The sequence below is a fragment of the Moraxella sp. RCAD0137 genome, from assembly GCF_002894025.1.
GTDB classification, from domain to species: domain Bacteria; phylum Pseudomonadota; class Gammaproteobacteria; order Pseudomonadales; family Moraxellaceae; genus Moraxella; species Moraxella porci.
The window spans coordinates 17,027-34,714 of the sequence record NZ_LTCC01000010.1 but is presented as its reverse complement, the minus strand read 5'-3'; the positions used below and the strand labels follow the sequence as shown (position 1 = coordinate 34,714).

General features: G+C 46.1%; 15 protein-coding genes and 2 pseudogenes. 8 read left to right on the top strand and 9 right to left on the bottom strand.

Features of this window, described 5'->3' with window-relative positions:
• Positions 1 to 38: 38 nt before the first annotated feature.
• The gene (locus tag AZ602_RS07205; RefSeq protein WP_103034358.1) at positions 39 to 1,685 is read right to left on the bottom strand and encodes an OmpA family protein; all 1,647 of its coding nucleotides are present in this window, start codon (positions 1,683 to 1,685) and stop codon (positions 39 to 41) included.
• A 606-nt stretch (positions 1,686 to 2,291) separates the two neighbouring features.
• On the opposite strand from AZ602_RS07205, the gene AZ602_RS07200 reads away from it, so the two are divergent.
• Complete coding sequence (locus AZ602_RS07200; protein WP_103034357.1) at positions 2,292 to 2,897, top strand: rhomboid family intramembrane serine protease; 606 nt, start codon at positions 2,292 to 2,294, stop codon at positions 2,895 to 2,897.
• 153 nt (positions 2,898 to 3,050) lie between these two features.
• Here AZ602_RS07200 and AZ602_RS07195 read toward each other — a convergent pair whose 3' ends face one another.
• Positions 3,051 to 4,118, bottom strand: a complete 1,068-nt coding sequence (locus tag AZ602_RS07195; RefSeq protein WP_103034356.1) for an enoyl-CoA hydratase/isomerase family protein — start codon at positions 4,116 to 4,118, stop codon at positions 3,051 to 3,053.
• 387 nt (positions 4,119 to 4,505) lie between these two features.
• On the opposite strand from AZ602_RS07195, the gene AZ602_RS09980 reads away from it, so the two are divergent.
• Positions 4,506 to 4,688 (top strand): hypothetical protein, encoded by a 183-nt coding sequence (locus tag AZ602_RS09980; RefSeq protein ID WP_146025228.1) that lies wholly within the window; start codon positions 4,506 to 4,508, stop codon positions 4,686 to 4,688.
• A gap of 223 nt (positions 4,689 to 4,911) precedes the next feature.
• On the opposite strand, the gene AZ602_RS07190 is transcribed toward AZ602_RS09980, so the two are convergent.
• From AZ602_RS07190 to AZ602_RS07175, 4 genes and pseudogenes are all read right to left on the bottom strand, one after another.
• Positions 4,912 to 5,469 (bottom strand): hypothetical protein, encoded by a 558-nt coding sequence (locus tag AZ602_RS07190; protein ID WP_103034355.1) that lies wholly within the window; start codon positions 5,467 to 5,469, stop codon positions 4,912 to 4,914.
• A 132-nt stretch (positions 5,470 to 5,601) separates the two neighbouring features.
• Positions 5,602 to 6,003: a transposase gene (locus AZ602_RS07185; RefSeq protein WP_103034354.1), complete on the bottom strand. Its 402-nt coding sequence runs from the start codon at positions 6,001 to 6,003 to the stop codon at positions 5,602 to 5,604.
• Between the two features lie 113 nt (positions 6,004 to 6,116).
• Positions 6,117 to 6,263: pseudogene (locus tag AZ602_RS07180) on the bottom strand (VENN motif pre-toxin domain-containing protein); the annotation flags it as partial.
• Between the two features lie 62 nt (positions 6,264 to 6,325).
• Positions 6,326 to 6,715 (bottom strand): hypothetical protein, encoded by a 390-nt coding sequence (locus AZ602_RS07175; RefSeq protein WP_103034352.1) that lies wholly within the window; start codon positions 6,713 to 6,715, stop codon positions 6,326 to 6,328.
• Between the two features lie 367 nt (positions 6,716 to 7,082).
• On the opposite strand from AZ602_RS07175, the gene yaaA reads away from it, so the two are divergent.
• Together yaaA and AZ602_RS07165 are read left to right on the top strand one after the other, a co-directional pair.
• Positions 7,083 to 7,865, top strand: coding sequence for a peroxide stress protein YaaA (yaaA, locus tag AZ602_RS07170; RefSeq protein WP_103034351.1), 783 nt, complete (start codon positions 7,083 to 7,085; stop codon positions 7,863 to 7,865).
• Between the two features lie 259 nt (positions 7,866 to 8,124).
• Entirely contained in the window at positions 8,125 to 9,000 is an 876-nt protein-coding gene (locus AZ602_RS07165) for a pirin family protein (protein WP_103034350.1), read from the top strand.
• Between the two features lie 64 nt (positions 9,001 to 9,064).
• Here the strand turns inward: AZ602_RS07165 and pta are convergent.
• Positions 9,065 to 10,057: pseudogene (gene pta / locus AZ602_RS07160) on the bottom strand (phosphate acetyltransferase); the annotation flags it as partial.
• A gap of 471 nt (positions 10,058 to 10,528) precedes the next feature.
• Entirely contained in the window at positions 10,529 to 11,713 is a 1,185-nt protein-coding gene (locus AZ602_RS07155) for an acetate/propionate family kinase (RefSeq protein ID WP_103034348.1), read from the bottom strand.
• A 371-nt stretch (positions 11,714 to 12,084) separates the two neighbouring features.
• Here AZ602_RS07155 and AZ602_RS07150 point away from each other — a divergent pair, with 371 nt between their 5' ends.
• From AZ602_RS07150 to xerA, 4 genes are all read left to right on the top strand, one after another.
• The gene (locus AZ602_RS07150; RefSeq protein ID WP_228143904.1) at positions 12,085 to 12,234 is read left to right on the top strand and encodes a lipoprotein; all 150 of its coding nucleotides are present in this window, start codon (positions 12,085 to 12,087) and stop codon (positions 12,232 to 12,234) included.
• Between the two features lie 35 nt (positions 12,235 to 12,269).
• Positions 12,270 to 13,580 (top strand): diaminopimelate decarboxylase, encoded by a 1,311-nt coding sequence (lysA, locus tag AZ602_RS07145; RefSeq protein ID WP_103034347.1) that lies wholly within the window; start codon positions 12,270 to 12,272, stop codon positions 13,578 to 13,580.
• Between the two features lie 304 nt (positions 13,581 to 13,884).
• Positions 13,885 to 14,784 (top strand): diaminopimelate epimerase, encoded by a 900-nt coding sequence (gene dapF / locus AZ602_RS07140; RefSeq protein ID WP_103034346.1) that lies wholly within the window; start codon positions 13,885 to 13,887, stop codon positions 14,782 to 14,784.
• On the top strand, positions 14,781 to 15,761 hold the full coding sequence (gene xerA / locus AZ602_RS07135; RefSeq protein ID WP_103034345.1) for a site-specific tyrosine recombinase/integron integrase: 981 nt from the start codon (positions 14,781 to 14,783) through the stop codon (positions 15,759 to 15,761). Before dapF ends, xerA begins: the two co-directional genes overlap by 4 nt.
• Positions 15,762 to 16,436: 675 nt before the next feature.
• Here the strand turns inward: xerA and ubiM are convergent.
• Positions 16,437 to 17,633 (bottom strand): 5-demethoxyubiquinol-8 5-hydroxylase UbiM, encoded by a 1,197-nt coding sequence (gene ubiM / locus AZ602_RS07130; RefSeq protein WP_103034344.1) that lies wholly within the window; start codon positions 17,631 to 17,633, stop codon positions 16,437 to 16,439.
• Positions 17,634 to 17,688 lie beyond the last annotated feature (55 nt).

Here is a 17,688-nt window from a genome sequence, read left to right as displayed (position 1 = left end):
ACAGTCATTAAACCATTGATGACCTCGGTGGACAGTGATTATTGTGCAGGTTGTGCTGGCTGCTCAGTAGCTGGTGCAGCATCAGCTGGTGCTTGCTCTGCATTGCCTACTTGAGTCACAGTTTCGCCCTCTTGCTGTAGGGTGAACTCGATGCGACGGTTTTGGAAGCGGCCTTGCTCTGTCGCATTTGATGCAACTGGGCGATCAAAGCTAGCACCTGCCACTGTCAGACGCTCTGCTGGTACGCCTTTTGATACCAAGTAATCACGCACAGCAGCGGCACGAGATTCTGACAGATTTTGGTTATAGGCATGGTCGCCTTGGTTGTCAGTGTGGCCTGTGATGCGCAAAGTAGTCTGTGGCAGTGAAGCCAATTTTTGAGCTGCCAAATCAAGGATCTCTTGGTTCTCTGCTGGAATGGCAGTTGAATCAGTCGCAAAATTGATGATTTGTAGGTTCAAAGCATTGATCAATGCTGCGATTTCTGTGTCACCCTCAACAGTATCACCCAGACCTGTGATGGCTGCGCGTGCTGATTCGATGCTAGAAGCCACCGCAGTGTTCACATCCAGTGCAGGCTCAGCTTCGACAGTGAAATCAGCTGGCAGAATGCCTTTCGCGCCTTCAACCAATGATGCCACCGCTTCTGGAGTCGCTGCATTAAAGCGGACAGCGCGGTCAGTGATGTTAACGCTAGAGTTTGGCACGCCTTTCATCAAGCCTAGGATCGCTGGCAGATGCTCAGCTGCTGGCATGGTGGTAGCGTGTGCAGCTGAAGTCTCTGGTGTGCAGTTTTCGGTGCCAAATACTTGAGCGACAGCAGCGCGGATGTTGCCTGCCAACTCTTCATTACCCACTTGAGAGCGGCATGAGTAGATCGCTTGACCAGTCTCATCCACAGCCAATGACAAGGTCGCTGGTGCAAGGGCTGCATTGGCAGCGGTCGCATCAGCTGCTTGATTCTCTGTCGCTACTGGTGCAGCCACTGGCGCTGGCTTATCTTGGCAGCTGCGAAGTAGTAGCCATGCCAGAGCTGCAAAAATCAGCAGACCAATGATCGGCAATAGCGTCTTTAAAAAGCTGCTCTTTTCAGTTTTTTCGTAGTGTCTTTCAGTCGCAGCAGTATTAACATGTGTCGCTGGCTTGACAGGCTCAGTCACAGGGACTGTTTTAACTGGTTCGGTCACGACTGGTGCAGGTTTGACGGCGCTTGCTGCTGCAGTGCCTGCAAATAGACCGGCTGGTAGCAAGGCATAAGCCCATGCTGGCAGATGATTTTGTTCGTTGGCAAGTTCAGAACGCAAGAATGCTGGCACAGAAGCAGCACCTGCCAATTCTTTGATACGAGCCAATGCCAACGGTGCAGCGGTCGCAACGGCAGTGCGTGCAGTCACTGATGATACGCCGTATTCGCTTGACAGATGGTCGCTTAGTGTTGCGATCTGATCTTGGCCAGTAGAAACATCGCTAAAGGCGACATTCAACAAATGATGGCCATGCTCAAGCTCACTGTCTGGCAATGCATTGGCGCGTTGATAGACATCTTCGTTGCTTAGGCGTGCAGCGAACATCGCATAGAAAGTTTTTAGAAGATTGGTTTTATTGGCGGTGTCACCATCTTGGTTTTTGATCGCTGCCAATACATGCGGAGTAATCAGTTCGTGCAATTTGTTAATCAGGCTCATAAGTCGCTCCATTTTGTTGAGTCATTTTGCTAATTCATTTCATTCGCATCAGAAACAGACCGATACGGGTCTCAATACCTTGTTTATCCGATCAAGCACTCTGCCATCAGCTGTCAATTAGTAACATTGACTCAATCTGACAAATTCAGCAGTCAAAATCACCGTGCCTATCATCTGCGAGGTTTGATGATGCTATTGTGACTGATTTTTCACGCAGTTAAAAGCCCTTGCAACAATTGATAAACAAAACCCCTGACCAAAACTGTATTTAGATTTAATAAGTTACAAAACCTGCTTAGGCTATAGGATTATTATTACAAATCTGTAATAATACCGAAAACTCACTGATCATACGCCTCTTTTGCAAGCTTAGCATCGTGTTAGTAACATATGATTTGCTACGCGTTAAATTAATCACCAATTTATCAAGCATCGATGCTCGCTGCAAGGTAAATAGACATAGAATCAATAGATCACAGCAACTGATAAAAATAAGAATATGGCTTAAAATTTACACAGATGCTAAAGTTTTTTGGCAAAAATCTGCTAGACTAAACCTGTGTATTTAATTAAATTTGTTTTTTATTTTATTATTTAGTATTAATTATGAATCACACGACCGTCATTATCATCATCACAGTGCTGATCAGCATCGCTGCTTGGCAATCCAGACCGCTATTAGAGCGATTGATCTTTTATCCACCTGCGGTTAACCGTGGGCAGTACGATCGGCTGCTGACACACGGATTTATTCATGCTGATGGCATGCATTTGTTGTTTAATATGTTTACCTTGTACTTTTTTGGTCGGGTAATTGAGCAGTTTTATATCGCCAAATTTGGCAGCTTGGGTTTCGTCGGCTTTTATGTGCTGGCGATCATCGTCGCCATCTTGCCGACTTATGCGCGCAATAAGAATAATCCTCGCTACTCAAGCCTCGGTGCTTCAGGCGCGGTATCGGCGGTGCTGTTTGCTTATATTTTATTTGCGCCGTGGAATACGCTGTATCTGTTCGCGGTGTTGCCGATTCCTGCGATTGTCTTTGCCATCGCTTATGTGGCCTACAGCATCTGGGCGGATCGTCGCGGTGGCGGTAATATCAACCATTCGGCGCATCTGTTCGGTGCGGTGTTCGGCGTGGTAGCGACCATTGCCATCGAGCCTGCGATCATCGTTCACTTCATCGATCGCCTGCTAAATCCAAGCTTTTAAGCGAATAAAAGAACAAGCTTTGGCACCACCCTGACCCAGTTTTTGCTTAATTGCATTAGGATAAAGCTGTCTTTTCGCCGCCCAAGCTATGACTAAGTATGGCTAAGGTTGATATGAGCCATGCTAGGCATCATCAGCCCATCACAGCCATGCTTACCACGGCATGGTGTGGCTTTTGGCATAATCCTTAGGCATGTCAGCGAGTGTATAGCGCCATTTGGGACGCTTATCCTTATCGATTAATAGCGCGCGCACGCCCTCGGCAAACTCCCCTCGATCAGCACAATGAATCGCTACCAGATATTCCAGATCCATCACCGCGTCAAAATCCATCCCATCGATACGATGATGCAGATGCCAAGCGATAGCAGCTGAAGTCGGTGAGCCTTTGGCATACTGATCTAATGCGCCAGCCACATAATCAGAGCGCTTGATTTGAGTATCTTTGGCGATGGCATCAAATTCTTTTAATGACGACGCCTGCATGATCTGCGTGATCTCATCACGATGCGCCAGCAGCCACCCTGATGGCAGCATACCACGATCTTCGATGCTGCCGATCAGCTGATTTAGCATCTGATGGTTAGTGGCTGCATCATCACACCACTGCGCTGCCGCCAGTGTATCGATGAGCTGATCAAAGCCATCGCTTGCCATCGCAAAATCAGCCACGCCCAGCGCCAACGCATCAGCGCCATTAAAGCGCGCACCCGTCAGCCCCAAAAACAGCCCGATCCGATCAGGCATCTGTCCCAAAAAATACGAACCGCCAGCATCAGGAAACAGCCCGATCGTCACCTCAGGCATCGCCATCATCGTCGTTTCAGTGACGATCCGATGGCTCGATGGCACTGCCAGACCCATGCCGCCACCCATCACGATGCCACTACCCCAGATGATGATCGGCTTGTTATAGCTGTTGATCTTTTTGCATAAGTCGTATTCTGTGCCAAAAAACCGCTCAGCCACTGGATTTGGAAATGTCGTCGGATCATAGCCATGATACAGGCCGCGAATATCCCCACCAGCACAAAATGCCTTATCACCAGCGCCGTGCATCAGCACAGCCACGATCCGATCATTATCCGCCCAGTCTGTAAGGTGCTGATGGAGGCTTTGAACCATCTCGTAGCTCAGTGCATTCAAAGATTTTGGGTTATTCAGTGTGATCACGCCAATCTGCTGCGCGCTATCAAGATCAATGAATCGATGTGTAATCATAAGACTTCCTTGTTGATGCGTTGATGATGGCCAAGTCCACAGCCGTCATCGACATAAACCAAAACTTGGCATCAGCATAGACCATAAGCTTTTGGTGCTCATCAGCCATAATGCCAGATATTGCATTTGCCCTACCATCTTATCATAATTATCTTAGCAAAAACCATCCTTGATCCGATGTCAATGGTGATAAACTTGCAAACCAAAAGCATCCACGCACACTATCCTGATCTGGTCTTATTTGATGACCATGCAACAGCCGCGCCATCAATTTGGTTCAGTTGGCTTGTTCCTGCATGAGTTTTTGATTGGCAATTAGATTGATTCTGGACTGATATTCTTGGAATGCTGTCAATATTACCAGATTTTTTATGGTGATAACAAGGTATGGCGCATCCACTTAAGCTGACTGCACGAGCAACCTTTACTCCGTGGATGGATGACATCTGGGATCGGTACATGTATGAAAAACAAGATGCAAATTACTACTGGCACGGCTATCGGGATGTCTGCTTTAGAGTGCAGGCGTATATCAATGAAGATCCCAAGCTAAGAGACATGCATCCCTAAACCGCTTGATCAAGAACAAAAAAACCACCATCGAAAAGATGGTGGCGGGGTTGGGGTTGGTTGGGTTTATGTCTTAGCACAAACTACAGACCTTTGCTTTGTCGGCATTGGCGGTGAAGCCTTAACTGGATTAACCGCTACCTATCTAAGAGCTGGCATAGACACCCGCACCCCAGATTAATGGTGTGCTGTGCGCACCCTACTGTACTGCAGAGCTATAACGCTAAATTTTTAACAAAAACTCACCATAATTTTTCGGCAATAGAACTTCATCATAACTAATCACATCCATATCAACGGAAACAAATACTCCTTTTGTGGGTTTAAATATCTCATCAATATTATAATTTTTATGTAGCATTAATAGAAAGTTAAAATCATCGGTCTTTCTTATGAAACTGCCTGTCAAGGTATCAAAAAAATACAAATAACACAAACCACGAACCCAACACTTTAATAAAAAATCCAAATCATATTTATTTAATATTTTTAAATTATAACGACTTAAATTATTAATTCTTTCAATGGGTTCTTTTAGATCGAAAAAACAGTCATTAGAGATTTTTTCCGAGTCCTCCAGAGATATTGCATATGCCAATCTATCTATTGAAAAATAATCAATAAACATATTAATAAATTTTACATACTGTTTTTCCAACCATAAATAGTGGCTTAACATATCGCCATTTTTGCACTTTGTAACATCAGAAATGTCATTCCATACCTTATCTGAAAAGTTATAATCGGGTTCAAATCTAGATATATTATAAAAATTAAACACTACCAATCTCCTACTCTTTCTAAATGAATATTATAACTACCCAATCTTTCGTTAGTGCGTAGGTGCGTACAACACACCCTACCACTACGAGCTGAAGCGAAATGGCGATTTGTAAAGGTGCGGATAATTAGTTCAATCTGCTTTATTCAAAATATCAACTTCATCCCATAAGGGTTGCAAATTATGGCTGGCTAAATAGGTGCCAAAATCCACAAAATTCAATAAGTCAATATCTTGATTTTCAAGCCACATGGCTTCACATTCTTCACACAAGAAAATAACTTCATTAATTTTATTAATTTTTGCTTTAAGTAAGTAGGCTTGCTCACATCTTGGACATATTAACATAATACATACCTCTAAGGAACTGGATAAGCTGCAATAACTTGATTGGTGCCAGTGCGTAGGTGCGTACAACGCACCATTGAAACAGATTTGCTTAGCAACATCAACAACACGCTGATTTTGTTCTTCTATGAGTTTGACCATTTCTAGTTTAAACTCAGTACTGTACTGCTTACGCTGTTTTGTCATGAGAGATTACTCCTAGTTTGGGGTAGTATAACCTCTTATGGAGTGTCCGGGAATATTGTACTGGTACAGTGACGCCCGCACCCCAGATGAAGGGGTGCGCTGTGCGCACCCTACTGTACTGCCATATCAGCAGCCACATTGACATCTTCACCAGCATAGGCAGCAGTGATGCCTGCGATCAGTTTGGCTTGATTGATGAGTTTTTCTTTTTCATCTTGGGTTAGGGCGTTTGGATTATCGGTATGCCAATCACCCCACATCTCACCAATGGTAGCAGCATAACAATCTTGTTTTTTGATATTTATTTTAGAATTTAAATCGTTTAATCCAAAGCAACTGGCGGGCTGGCAATATTATCAACTTGCAGAATTGTGCCTAGAGGGCTGGCTAGTGCTTCAAAATCCTGAGTAAAGCTATCAAGCTCATAGAGATAACCATCACGATCAACATATAAAGCAATGTTGATCAGCCTCCCATCGGTATCATAGGCTATAGCCTCCAAGATATTACAGCCAAACTTTCTTATATTGGCACTATCACGGCAAAATTGAAGAGATCCCATTCCATCATCACTTAAATCAATCACATACATATCTTCAAGCGGCTTACGTAATTTGCATGGCATATTGTTATGTTTTAATAAATATTTAATAAGTCGAATCTCGCCTTGTTTTAAACGGCGTGGTATTGGATCAGGGTTGTTGTGCATCATGAATCCGTCCTATATTAAAATTATCTACGCTTCTTCTGTTGATGGAATATGTTAAATTAGTGCGTAGGGTGTGCACGGCGCACCTTAAAAGTATATAATCCATTGATATTATTCAGTTTTTTAAGTCAGGCTATGCAAACTGACATCCTTGTTTAGACAATCCATTCCAAACACCGTCCACATACCAAGAGCAAAAATCAAGCATCACCTGCCGCCATCCAAGATGGACTTTGGTATAGTATATAATAAAAGCCACCAAGATCATAATCAATCCAATCATCACCATCAGGATAATCAACATCACCGCGCACCATGCCGATGATAAATTTGTTATAATAAGATCAAATGGGTTATTTTAGGACATCTCATGTATTTTTTACTCTCCCCTGCCAAAAATCTTGACGAAAAAACGCCCGTGCCGCTGTCTTTGGCAGATCACTACAGCACGCCTGCACTGATCGATCAGGCCAGCACTCTGATGCAGACCCTCAAAGACTGCGATGTCATCGACCTGCAAGAACTGATGGGCATCTCCGCTAAGATCGCTGAACAAAATGTGCTGCGCAACCAAAACTGGACTTATCCCTTTGATGACACTGCCAAGCCTGCCGTCTATCTGTTCGATGGTGATGTCTATACTGGACTGGATGCTTATCATCTAAGTGAAGATAATATTCATTATCTTAATAAGCATTTGGGCATCTTATCTGGCCTATATGGACTGCTTGCGCCACTGGATTTGATGCTGCCGTATCGCTTGGAGATGGGTACAAAATTTAAGACACCACAGGCGGATAATCTGTACCAATTTTGGGGCGATCTCATCACCGATCTGATCAATGCACGCATGAAAGAATCTGGCCTTGACACCTTGATAAATCTAGCATCCAATGAATATTATGGCGCGGTCAACCCCGACAAAATTGACGCGCGCATCATCACGCCAAGATTTGAAGATCAAAAAAATGGCCAGTATAAAGTCATCAGCTTTTATGCCAAAAAAGCTCGTGGCCTGATGGTCAATTACGCCGCGACAAATCAGATCACCGATGTAGAAAAACTCAAAGATTTTGACGCCGATGGCTATTATTTCGTGGATGAATTGAGCGATGATACGCAGTGGCTATTTCGTCGCGATGAACAGGTTTGAAGATCGCAGGTTGGATTACGCCTTGATCGATCTTATCCAAACTTACAATAAAGCGGCTGATGGCTGCTTTATTGTTTTATGTTTTGGTTAAAATAAAAAGCATGGATGTCATAATCATCAGCTGATCCTACAGTGGCACAGTTAACTTTGCATTTATGCAAATTGACTTTGCAAAGTCAGCGCTTTTTTATCAAGATAACGCCCTTATAATACAAGTATCAATCAATCGATGGCCAAAGCCATCATTTAGGAGCGTTTTATGAAACAAGTAGCAAAAGTCTATGCAGCACCAAGCAAGCACTGGGTAGGTGATGGCTTTCATGTGCATGGTATGTTTAATTATCAAGAAACACATAAAAACCTTGATCCATTTTTATTGATGGATTATGCCTCACCAGAGCATTTTCCTGCCAATCCGCGTGCCGCACATCGCGGTGTCGGCGAGCATCCGCACCGCGGTTTTGAGACGGTGACCATTGCCTATCAAGGCGAGGTCGAACACCAAGATTCAGCAGGTGGCGGTGGCGTTATCGGCACAGGTGATGTGCAATGGATGACAGCAGGGTCAGGATTGATGCATGAAGAATTTCACTCAGAGGCATTTTCAAAGACAGGTGGCATGTTTGAGATGGTGCAACTGTGGGTAAATCTGCCTGCCAAAGATAAGATGACCGCGCCCAAATACCAAGCCATTACCCATGCAGACATTCCCGAGGTGCGTCTGGGTGATGCAGGCACAGCCAAGCTGATCGCAGGCGAGCTTGATGGTGTCATCGGTGCTGCCAGTACATTTAGCCCAATCAATCTGTGGGATGTGCGCCTAAATCAGAATGCTGAGCATACTTTTGATCTGCCTGAGAGCCACAACCTGTTGGTGCTGGTCTTGGATGGTAAGATTTTGGTGAATGATAAGGATGAGGCAGGTGCAGCGCAGCTGGTGACTTTCCACCGAGGCGGCAGTCAGCTGACCATCAAAGCGCAAACATCTGCCAAAATCCTCATCCTAAGCGGTGAGCCATTGAATGAGCCGATCGTCGGTTATGGCCCGTTTGTGATGAATACGCGCGAAGAGATCATCCAAGCTGTGCAAGATGTCCAAAGCGGTAAATTCGGTCAAATTCGCCCAGACAGCTAAACGCCTTGTCAAATAAAAAAATCGCCCATCGTACTAATGGGCGATTTTTTGTGGTGTCGATCCATTATACCGCTTGAATCGCAGTCAATGCGATGGTATAGACGATATCATCCACCAAGCAGCCACGAGATAGGTCATTGACAGGCTTGTTTAGACCTTGTAGCATTGGGCCGACAGCGATGACATTGGCATTTCGTTGTACGGCTTTGTACAGTGCATTACCTACTGATAGGCTTGGGAAAATAAAGACATTCGCTTGACCTGCCACAGGTGAGTTTGGTGCTTTTGATTTTGCCACACTCTCAACGACTGCCGCATCATATTGTAGTGGGCCATCGACTGCCAGCTCTGGCTTTCTTTGGCGTACGATTTCGGTTGCATTCGCCACCAAATCCACATCCGCGCCTGCACCTGATGTGCCAGTTGAATAGCTGATCATCGCGACTTTTGGCTCGATGCCAAAAGCTTTTGCCGAATCGGCGGTTTGGATAGCGATTTCTGCCAGTTCTTCGGCGGTTGGGTTTGGATTCACCGCACAGTCAGCATAGACGGCCACAGATTCAGGCAGCAGCATGAAGAAACAGCTAGAGACTAGGCTGTACTGTGGTGCAGTTTTGATCAGCTGAAATGCAGGACGGATGGTATTGGCGGTAGTGTGAATCGCACCCGATACCAAGCCATCAACATCACCCATCTGTAGCATCATCGTACCTAGCACGACAGTATCTTGCAGTTGCTCTCTTGCCCCTGCTTCGTCAAGCTTGCCTTTGCGACGCTCAACCATCGGCGCGACATATTGCTCTTGCAAAGTAGCAGGATCGATGATCTGTAGATCGCTTGGTAGGGTCAGACCTTTTTCATCAGCGACTTTTTGCACTTCGTCTTTGGTCGCAAGTAGGATACAATCAGCAATACCACGAGTTTGGCAAATCACCGCTGCTTCGACAGTGCGCGGCTCTGCCCCCTCTGGCAAAACAATGCGTTTTTTGGCAGCTTGGGCGTTTTTGACCAGCTCAACACGAAACGCTGATGGCGAAAGATTTGGCTTACGGCTACCTGCTTTGATAAATGCTTTGGCATCGCCAGCTGTGGCAACTTCGCCGACCACACGCTCGCCATACACTGCCTTACCAATGCTAAGTAGGGCTGCATTATCACCGACAAGCACCACATCAGCATCTAGTGCCAATGCCAAATCACGGTTGACTTGGTTTGCATAAGGATGCTGCGGGCTGATACCTGCCACGACCTTGATGTCATCAGCACTTTCGTTTACTTTGGCATACACCAGCTCAAGCAAATCATCCAAATTGTTTTTTGCCAAGGCTGTTTCAAATGCCGCTTGCTCAAACGACGCAAAAGGCAAAAAGGCAGTGTCAGCAGTTTTGGTTGCAAAAGCATCAATATCAAATGCTTCGACCGGCACAAGTAAAATCGTTGTCATAATATTTCCTAAATAAAATGTCTTTATCTAATTGATTGATTAAAACCAATCAAAAACGCACCGTCAAACAGTGCGTTTTTATGATCACAGACCAAGCACCACACGGCTTTCGCTGGCGATTTGGAATTCTTCATCAGTTGGGATAACCCACAGCTCAACAGCCGAATCCGCCGCATGGAAGCTACCTTCTTCACCACGGAACAGCTTACCGTTCTTGTCAGCATCGACTTTTGCACCGATATGCTTAAGCGCAGCGACGATGGCAGCACGCATCTCTACTGCGTTCTCGCCCACACCACCAGTGAATGCGATACCTGTAAATTCAGGCAAAGCAGCGGTTAGGCTTAGGATGTATTTGGCAGTGCGATAAGCAAACATTTGTAGTGCCAGTGTCGCATCTGCATTGCCTTCTTTGTCGGCAGCTTCTAGGTTACGCATATCGTTTGAGACGGTTGAGACACCCAATAGACCGCTCTTTTTATTCAGTAGCGTGTCAATCTCATCGATAGACATACCCAGTGTACGGCTTAGATGAATGTGCAGACCTGGATCGACATCACCGCTACGAGTACCCATCATTAGACCTTCTAGCGGCGTGATACCCATACTGGTGTCTAGGCTTTTGCCATCATAGACTGCTGTTGCCGAGCAGCCATTACCCAAGTGAGCGATGATCCAGCCGTGTGTACCTGCTTTGTCGGTCAGCTCGCTGGCACGGTTTGACACATAAGCGTGTGATGAACCATGGAAGCCGTAGCGACGGATTTGATGCTCAGTGTATAGTGCTTTTGGCACAGCATAGCGATATGCGTGTGCTGGCATGGTTTGGTGGAATGCTGTATCAAAAATCGCTACTTGTGGCAAATCAGGATAGATGCTGTTAATCGCACGGATACCAGCAGCGTTTGCAGGGTTGTGCAGTGGTGCTAGCGTGGTCAGCTCATCGATGGTCGCCAGTACCTCATCGGTGATGACGGTTGCTGATTTGAACTTATCGCCACCATGTACGACACGATGACCGACTGCCACAGGCTTATATTCTTTGATCAAATCTTCTAGGATGACCTTTAGAGCATCGGCATGGACGCCATTTGGAATCTCGATAACCGTCGCTTCGCCGTCTAGATTTTTGTGTTTGATGCGCGCTTCAGGATTACCCAAGCCTTCTGCCAAACCCTCGATACGGCTTTCGCCATCTTCGCTGATTAGGGCGTATTTGATTGATGATGAACCGCAGTTCAAAACTAAAGTAGGATTCACTAAGCTCATAAATGCTCCGATGTGATGGTAATTTGTTGTCAATGTCCATGTGGGTCAGTCCACCCACTTTATTGTATGGATAACCAAATAAATTAACCCTGATTGCTTGGATTGTCAAGCCTTAAATCTTAAATTTCATTAAAATATTCCGCCATTTTGTCGATTGGTCGCTGTTTGTGTGAGATTTTTTGATGATATCTGTGCAAAATTATAACAAGTATTTGATTTTTCATCAGTTATTTTATTGCCAAATCATCCTGTGGCGATGAAAAATTTTGCCTGATTTTTACGCCCAAGCGATGCTAATTTATGCTAAAATGTCCTGATTTTTAATTACCCAACTCATCCGAACGATGCGGATGTATCCGATGGAAATAAGCATGATGAAAAAATCCGCTGTAGGGCTATTGGCTGCGCTGGTGCTGACTTTGACAGGCTGCGGTCAAAAAGGCGCCTTGTACATTCCGACCGAGACTTCACCGATTATCCATGAAGATGGCACGGTCAGCCCAAATCCGAACGATTATTGATACACTTTTTATTTGAATAGTATTGACAGATTATGATGAATTTTGTACCTGCAAGCCGCCTAAATGATGGCGTGCTTAGTATTGATGCCGCCGTTTTGGTGGATGCTTTGCCCTATTTTTCTTATGTGGATAATGTACTTCATATTGATGGTGTCAGTAGCGAAACTCTAAAATCAAGCTATGGTACGCCACTGTATGTCTATTCACGCCGTGCATTATTGGATAATTATCAAGCTTATACGCAAGCATTTGGCGAGATTAATCATCAGATTTGCTATGCTGTTAAAGCCAATTCAAACCTAGCAGTACTAAAGACCTTGGCCGATGCTGGTGCAGGCTTTGACATCGTCTCAAAAGGCGAGTTGGCTCGTGTGCTACAAGTGACTGATGCCAAAAAAGTCGTTTATTCGGGCGTGGGCAAGACACTTGATGATATCGAATATGCCTTGAATGCCGATATCCACTGCTTCAATGTCGAAGCACTGAGCGAGCTTGATAGTATCAATAGCGTGGCGGCAAAGCTTGGCAAAGTCGCTCGCATCTCACTACGCATCAATCCAGATGTCGATGCCAAGACGCATCCGTATATCTCAACAGGCATGAAAGATAATAAATTTGGCATCAGTCATAAAGAGGCTATCAGTGCCTATCTGCACGCCAACAGCCTGCCACATCTACAAATCACTGGCATCGACTGCCATATCGGCTCACAACTGCTTGATGCGCAAGGCTTTAGCGATGCCCTTGATAAGCTTACCCTCCTCATTGACGAGCTGTCTGCCAATGGCATCACGCTTAATCATATCGATCTGGGTGGCGGTCTTGGCGTGCGTTATATTGACGAAAACCCCGTCAGTGTCGATGACTACGCAAAGCTGCTCTTGCCACGCCTAAAAGCACTGGGTCTCAAGCTATACCTAGAGCCAGGGCGTAGCCTAGTTGCCAATACAGGCGTACTACTAACCAGTGTCGATGTGCTAAAACCAACCGAATTTAAAAACTTTGCCATCGTCGATAGCTCCATGAGCGAGCTGATTCGCCCTGCACTGTATGAGTCGGTGATGGCAATTATCCCGACAGATCTATCAAAGGCAGGCGACGAGAAAGTCTGGGATGTGGTCGGCACAGTATGCGAGTCCAGTGATTTTATCGGTAAAGATCGCCTGCTGTCCTTGTCTGTCGGTGATACTTTGGCGGTGACTGGTGCAGGTGCTTATGGCTTTACGATGGCGAGCAACTACAACACTCGTCCACGCCCTTGTGAAGTGATGGTTGATGACGGTACGCATCGCGTGGTGCGTCAGCGTGAAGTGCTGTCAGATCTATGGCGTGATGAGATCGCCTAATCTTAATCTCTATCGCTTAGTCTGTATCATAAATCCCCATAAAATAAGATGAGTAAGATCAATAACTCATCTTTTTTTGGTTTAAGCGGTGCTGATTTAATCGCGGTCAGCAACTGGCGTTCACCACCCGATGTCACGATTCAATAGCAGCTATCCCACCATCAAACCACCAAACTTAAACCCAAAAATAAAGTTGTTCTCATCGAATTTTCATCATTTGATCCCATAAAAGCATTAGCCAGTAAAGATTTTTCATGATAAGATAACATTATCAACCATTATAAATAAAAATAAGGATGGAACAATGCTGATCGAATTTACCAAAATGCATGGACTGGGCAATGATTTTATGGTCATTGATCTGGTCACACAGCGATTAACACTCACTCCCGAGCTGGTACGACTGCTTGCTGATCGTCGCATCGGTGTCGGCTTTGATCAACTTTTGATCGTCGAGCCACCTAGCCGCCCTGATGTCGATTTTAAGTATCGCATCTTTAATGCCGATGGCTCAGAAGTCGCTCAATGCGGCAATGGCGCGCGTTGTTTTGCTTCCTTTGTCCAAGCGCGTAAACTGTCGTTTAAGCAGCGTTTGCGTGTCGAGACTGCAAGCGGCGTGATTATCCTGACCACCGATCGCTATGGCTGGGTGCAGGTCAATATGGGCAAGCCCAAGTTTGAGCCTGACGAGATTCCTTTTGCCCCAAAAGCCATCACCAAGATCGGCAATGCCTACCGCCTCGATGTTGATGGCACACCCGTGCAGCTGTATGTGGCCAATATGGGCAATCCGCACGCCATTATCAAGGTCGATGATGTGCTGACTGCCGATGTCGAACGACTTGGCAAGCGCATCGAATCTCACGAAGCATTCCCTGAGCGCGTCAATGTCAATTTTGTGCAAGTCGTCAATCAACGCCACCTGCGCATCCGCGTCTATGAACGCGGTGTCGGTGAGACTCAGGCCTGTGGTACAGGCGCCTGCGCGTCCGTTGCCACTGGCATTCGTGAAGGCTGGCTAGATGAAGGTGTGGATATTCGTGCGCAGCTGTATGGCGGCAGCTTAGCCATCCGTTGGCAACAAGGCTACTCACTGATGATGACTGGCCCGACGGCATTCGTCTATGAAGGCGTGTTCAGTCCAGATGGCTTGGCGGCATCAGCAGGCATTAAGCTTGGTGCCGGCAATGATGCGACTGCATGAACAGACTGGCGCATCTGATCGCTGGTAGCCCCAAGCCCGAGCCAAACTCGGCGGCTTGGGGCTATCTGGCAGACTGGTGCGAAGAGCTTTATTTACAAAATTATTCTGCCAAAACCATCGCCACCTATCAACAAGCGATCGGTCGGTTCATCGAATTTATAGAGGCAGATCATCGCATGGGCGCAGATGTATTGGCGTGTACGCGACAAGATCTGACGCGCTTTTTTGGCACGCGACTTGAAGAAGATGGCATCAGCACCAGCAGTGCCAAGCTCACCTTATCCGCCATCAAGCGCTTTTATCAGTATCTGATCGACCAAGGCATCACCTCTCACAATCCCACCACAGGCTATCGACTCAAATCAGCCCCTCGAAAGCTACCCACCATCGCTGATGAGGCATTGATGCAGCAACTGCTTGATCAACCAATGCCGACTGAGCCTGCTAAAGCGAGGCTATGGGTACGCGATAAAGCAATGTTTGAGCTGATCTACGGCAGCGGCCTGCGCGTCTCAGAGCTTGCCTCGCTGAACATCGATGACATCGATCTGGATGCCCAAGTGCTACGCGTCACAGGCAAAGGCAATAAAGTACGCCAAGTCCCCATCGGCTCTAAAGCGCGCCAAGCCCTCATCGACTATCTGCCGCACCGCGATCTGTGGCAAGAGCAATACTCGCCAGCGCTGTTCATCAGTGAGCGACACGGTACGCGCTTAAGCGTTCGTGCCATTCAGCTGCGCCTAAAGATTTGCGCTACCAATGCTGGTATCGATCTGAATCTGCATCCGCATCTGTTGCGCCATTGCTTCGCCTCGCATCTGCTGTCTGCCAGCGGTGATCTGCGCGCCGTCCAAGAAATGCTAGGCCACAGCAACATCAGCACCACCCAAATCTACACCCATGTCGATTTTGGTGCCTTAACACGCGTGTATGACCACGCCCACCCACGCGCTCAGCACAGCCCAAAAAAGCCCTGATAAATCACTTTGCACACCTTGATATCAATCCTAAGCGTGATGATCATGCTTAGGACTATCTTTGGTGTGATATTGACGGCAACCAGCTCATTGCGTGGCTAAAAATTGTGATTTTATTAAAGTTATCCACATTTTTTTCCACAATTCATCCACTGCTGCCGTGAAACCAAAATGATCGATGATTTTGGAAAATATTTTGCCATTTTTGTCAATATTTTCATAAATCACAGAAAAAATATTTTATAAACCATTGATTTAATTATATTTATTTGTCATATATAAAATTGGTTAATTTTTGTACAATTCGTCTCCAGCAGTTGGTTTTATTGGCTTTATTACTTAAAATTTCATAAAATTTGTGGAGTTATCCACAGTTTATGGGGAAAACTGTGCAAAGCCATACTGCACAAGGCTTGAGGGTCTAAAGATGGGATTTTTGATTACTATTTATAATTAATTTAATAAATTTATATTAATAATTTGACTTAATCTATTTCAACATAACTGTGTATGTTTCACAAAATTGTCATCCATTTGTCTTAAGCTTGTCACGGTCAAATAATTATCCACAGCTTATTCACACGCCATCCACAGGCTTATACACAGAGTTATCCACAGCTCTGCGACAAAAAATCAGCCAAAGTGCTTCTTTGGCTGATGATGCGTATGGTGAAGTTAGCCCACCAGTTGCTTGGCGATCCAATGTTTGATCGGTGGCAAATTATTACTGATGCGCAAAGTTAAATCACGCACTGCTCGCATTGGCCGCGCTTCATTGGTAAACAATGAGACCATCGCATTGGTACCGTGATACAAAGGACGGGTGTGTGCTTGATGGCGACGGTTGTAGCTTGCCAATAAACGCGCATCGCCAATGTCTGCGCCGCGTCGATCGGCCTCTAGGATCATTGGCGCCAGAATGTTGGCACTGAGCAGACCCAGATTGTAGCCATGCGCGGTCACAGGATGCATCCCGACAGCCGCATCGCCGATGAGGGCAGCACGCTTGGCATAAAAACGATGCGCATGTACGCCCATCAATGGATAGTGATGTACGCTGCCTGCGATGGTGAATGCACCAAAACGGTCGCCAAACATCCGCTGCGCCTCGCGCGCCAACGCCTGAGGTTCAAGACTCAGCAGCTCATCGGCTTGGGTGTTATCCAGCGTGATGACGCAGTTGGTCATCGTGTCATGCAAAGGCAGCAATGCCAAGGTGCGGCCGAATAAGAAGCACTCTTGGGCGGTCGCGCCATTGGACAGTGGGTGCGTCACTCGAAACACGATCACCGTGCGACCAAAATCATGCATATCCGCGCCAATGCCCAGCATCCGACGCACGCTCGATAGGCGACTGTCCGCTGCGATCAGTAGCTTGGCCGTCAGTGATCTGCCATCAGCCAAGCGTACCGTCGCCGCTGCATCATCGGTTTTGGCATCGATGACAGCAGCGTCTGTGATCAAGCTTACATTATCCATCGTCGCCACCTCATCATAGACGGCTTTACGGATATTATGGTTGGAGATCAAATTACCCAATCGATCCAATGAACGCATCTGGCGCATCAGTTTAGGCACTTGAAAATCCAGTGAATACTCCAGATTGCCACTATAAACTTTGGCATTTTTAAGTGGATAAATCTCATCGCTTGGCAGTCGTTGCCAGACGCCGAGATTTTGCAGGATCTCTTTTGAGGTGTTCGTCAGTGCGATTTCGCGGCCATCATAGGCAGGATCTTGTAATGATGACAGTGCTGATTTTTCGATCAGTGTCAGCTTTAAATCCGTATCTTTAAAAAATCGGGCAAATGCCAGACCTGCAGGACCTGCGCCCACTATGATGATGTCGCTGTGCTGGGCGATGGTGCTCATATTTCCTCCGATGGCTTTGGCACTTGATGATTACTTGGTGATGAATATATTGGAC

Coding starts and splice junctions, on each gene's coding strand:
- AZ602_RS07195 (WP_103034356.1), bottom strand. CDS start 4,118: ATGATTACACATCGATTCATTGATCTTGATAGCGCGCAGCAGATTGGC.
- AZ602_RS07150 (WP_228143904.1), top strand. CDS start 12,085: ATGATGAAAAAATCCGCTGTAGGGCTATTGGCTGCGCTGGTGCTGACT.
- AZ602_RS07200 (WP_103034357.1), top strand. CDS start 2,292: ATGAATCACACGACCGTCATTATCATCATCACAGTGCTGATCAGCATC.
- AZ602_RS07175 (WP_103034352.1), bottom strand. CDS start 6,715: ATGATGCACAACAACCCTGATCCAATACCACGCCGTTTAAAACAAGGC.
- xerA (WP_103034345.1), top strand. CDS start 14,781: ATGAACAGACTGGCGCATCTGATCGCTGGTAGCCCCAAGCCCGAGCCA.
- dapF (WP_103034346.1), top strand. CDS start 13,885: ATGCTGATCGAATTTACCAAAATGCATGGACTGGGCAATGATTTTATG.
- AZ602_RS09980 (WP_146025228.1), top strand. CDS start 4,506: ATGGCGCATCCACTTAAGCTGACTGCACGAGCAACCTTTACTCCGTGG.
- lysA (WP_103034347.1), top strand. CDS start 12,270: ATGAATTTTGTACCTGCAAGCCGCCTAAATGATGGCGTGCTTAGTATT.
- AZ602_RS07185 (WP_103034354.1), bottom strand. CDS start 6,003: ATGACAAAACAGCGTAAGCAGTACAGTACTGAGTTTAAACTAGAAATG.
- yaaA (WP_103034351.1), top strand. CDS start 7,083: ATGTATTTTTTACTCTCCCCTGCCAAAAATCTTGACGAAAAAACGCCC.
- AZ602_RS07165 (WP_103034350.1), top strand. CDS start 8,125: ATGAAACAAGTAGCAAAAGTCTATGCAGCACCAAGCAAGCACTGGGTA.
- AZ602_RS07155 (WP_103034348.1), bottom strand. CDS start 11,713: ATGAGCTTAGTGAATCCTACTTTAGTTTTGAACTGCGGTTCATCATCA.
- ubiM (WP_103034344.1), bottom strand. CDS start 17,633: ATGAGCACCATCGCCCAGCACAGCGACATCATCATAGTGGGCGCAGGT.
- AZ602_RS07205 (WP_103034358.1), bottom strand. CDS start 1,685: ATGAGCCTGATTAACAAATTGCACGAACTGATTACTCCGCATGTATTG.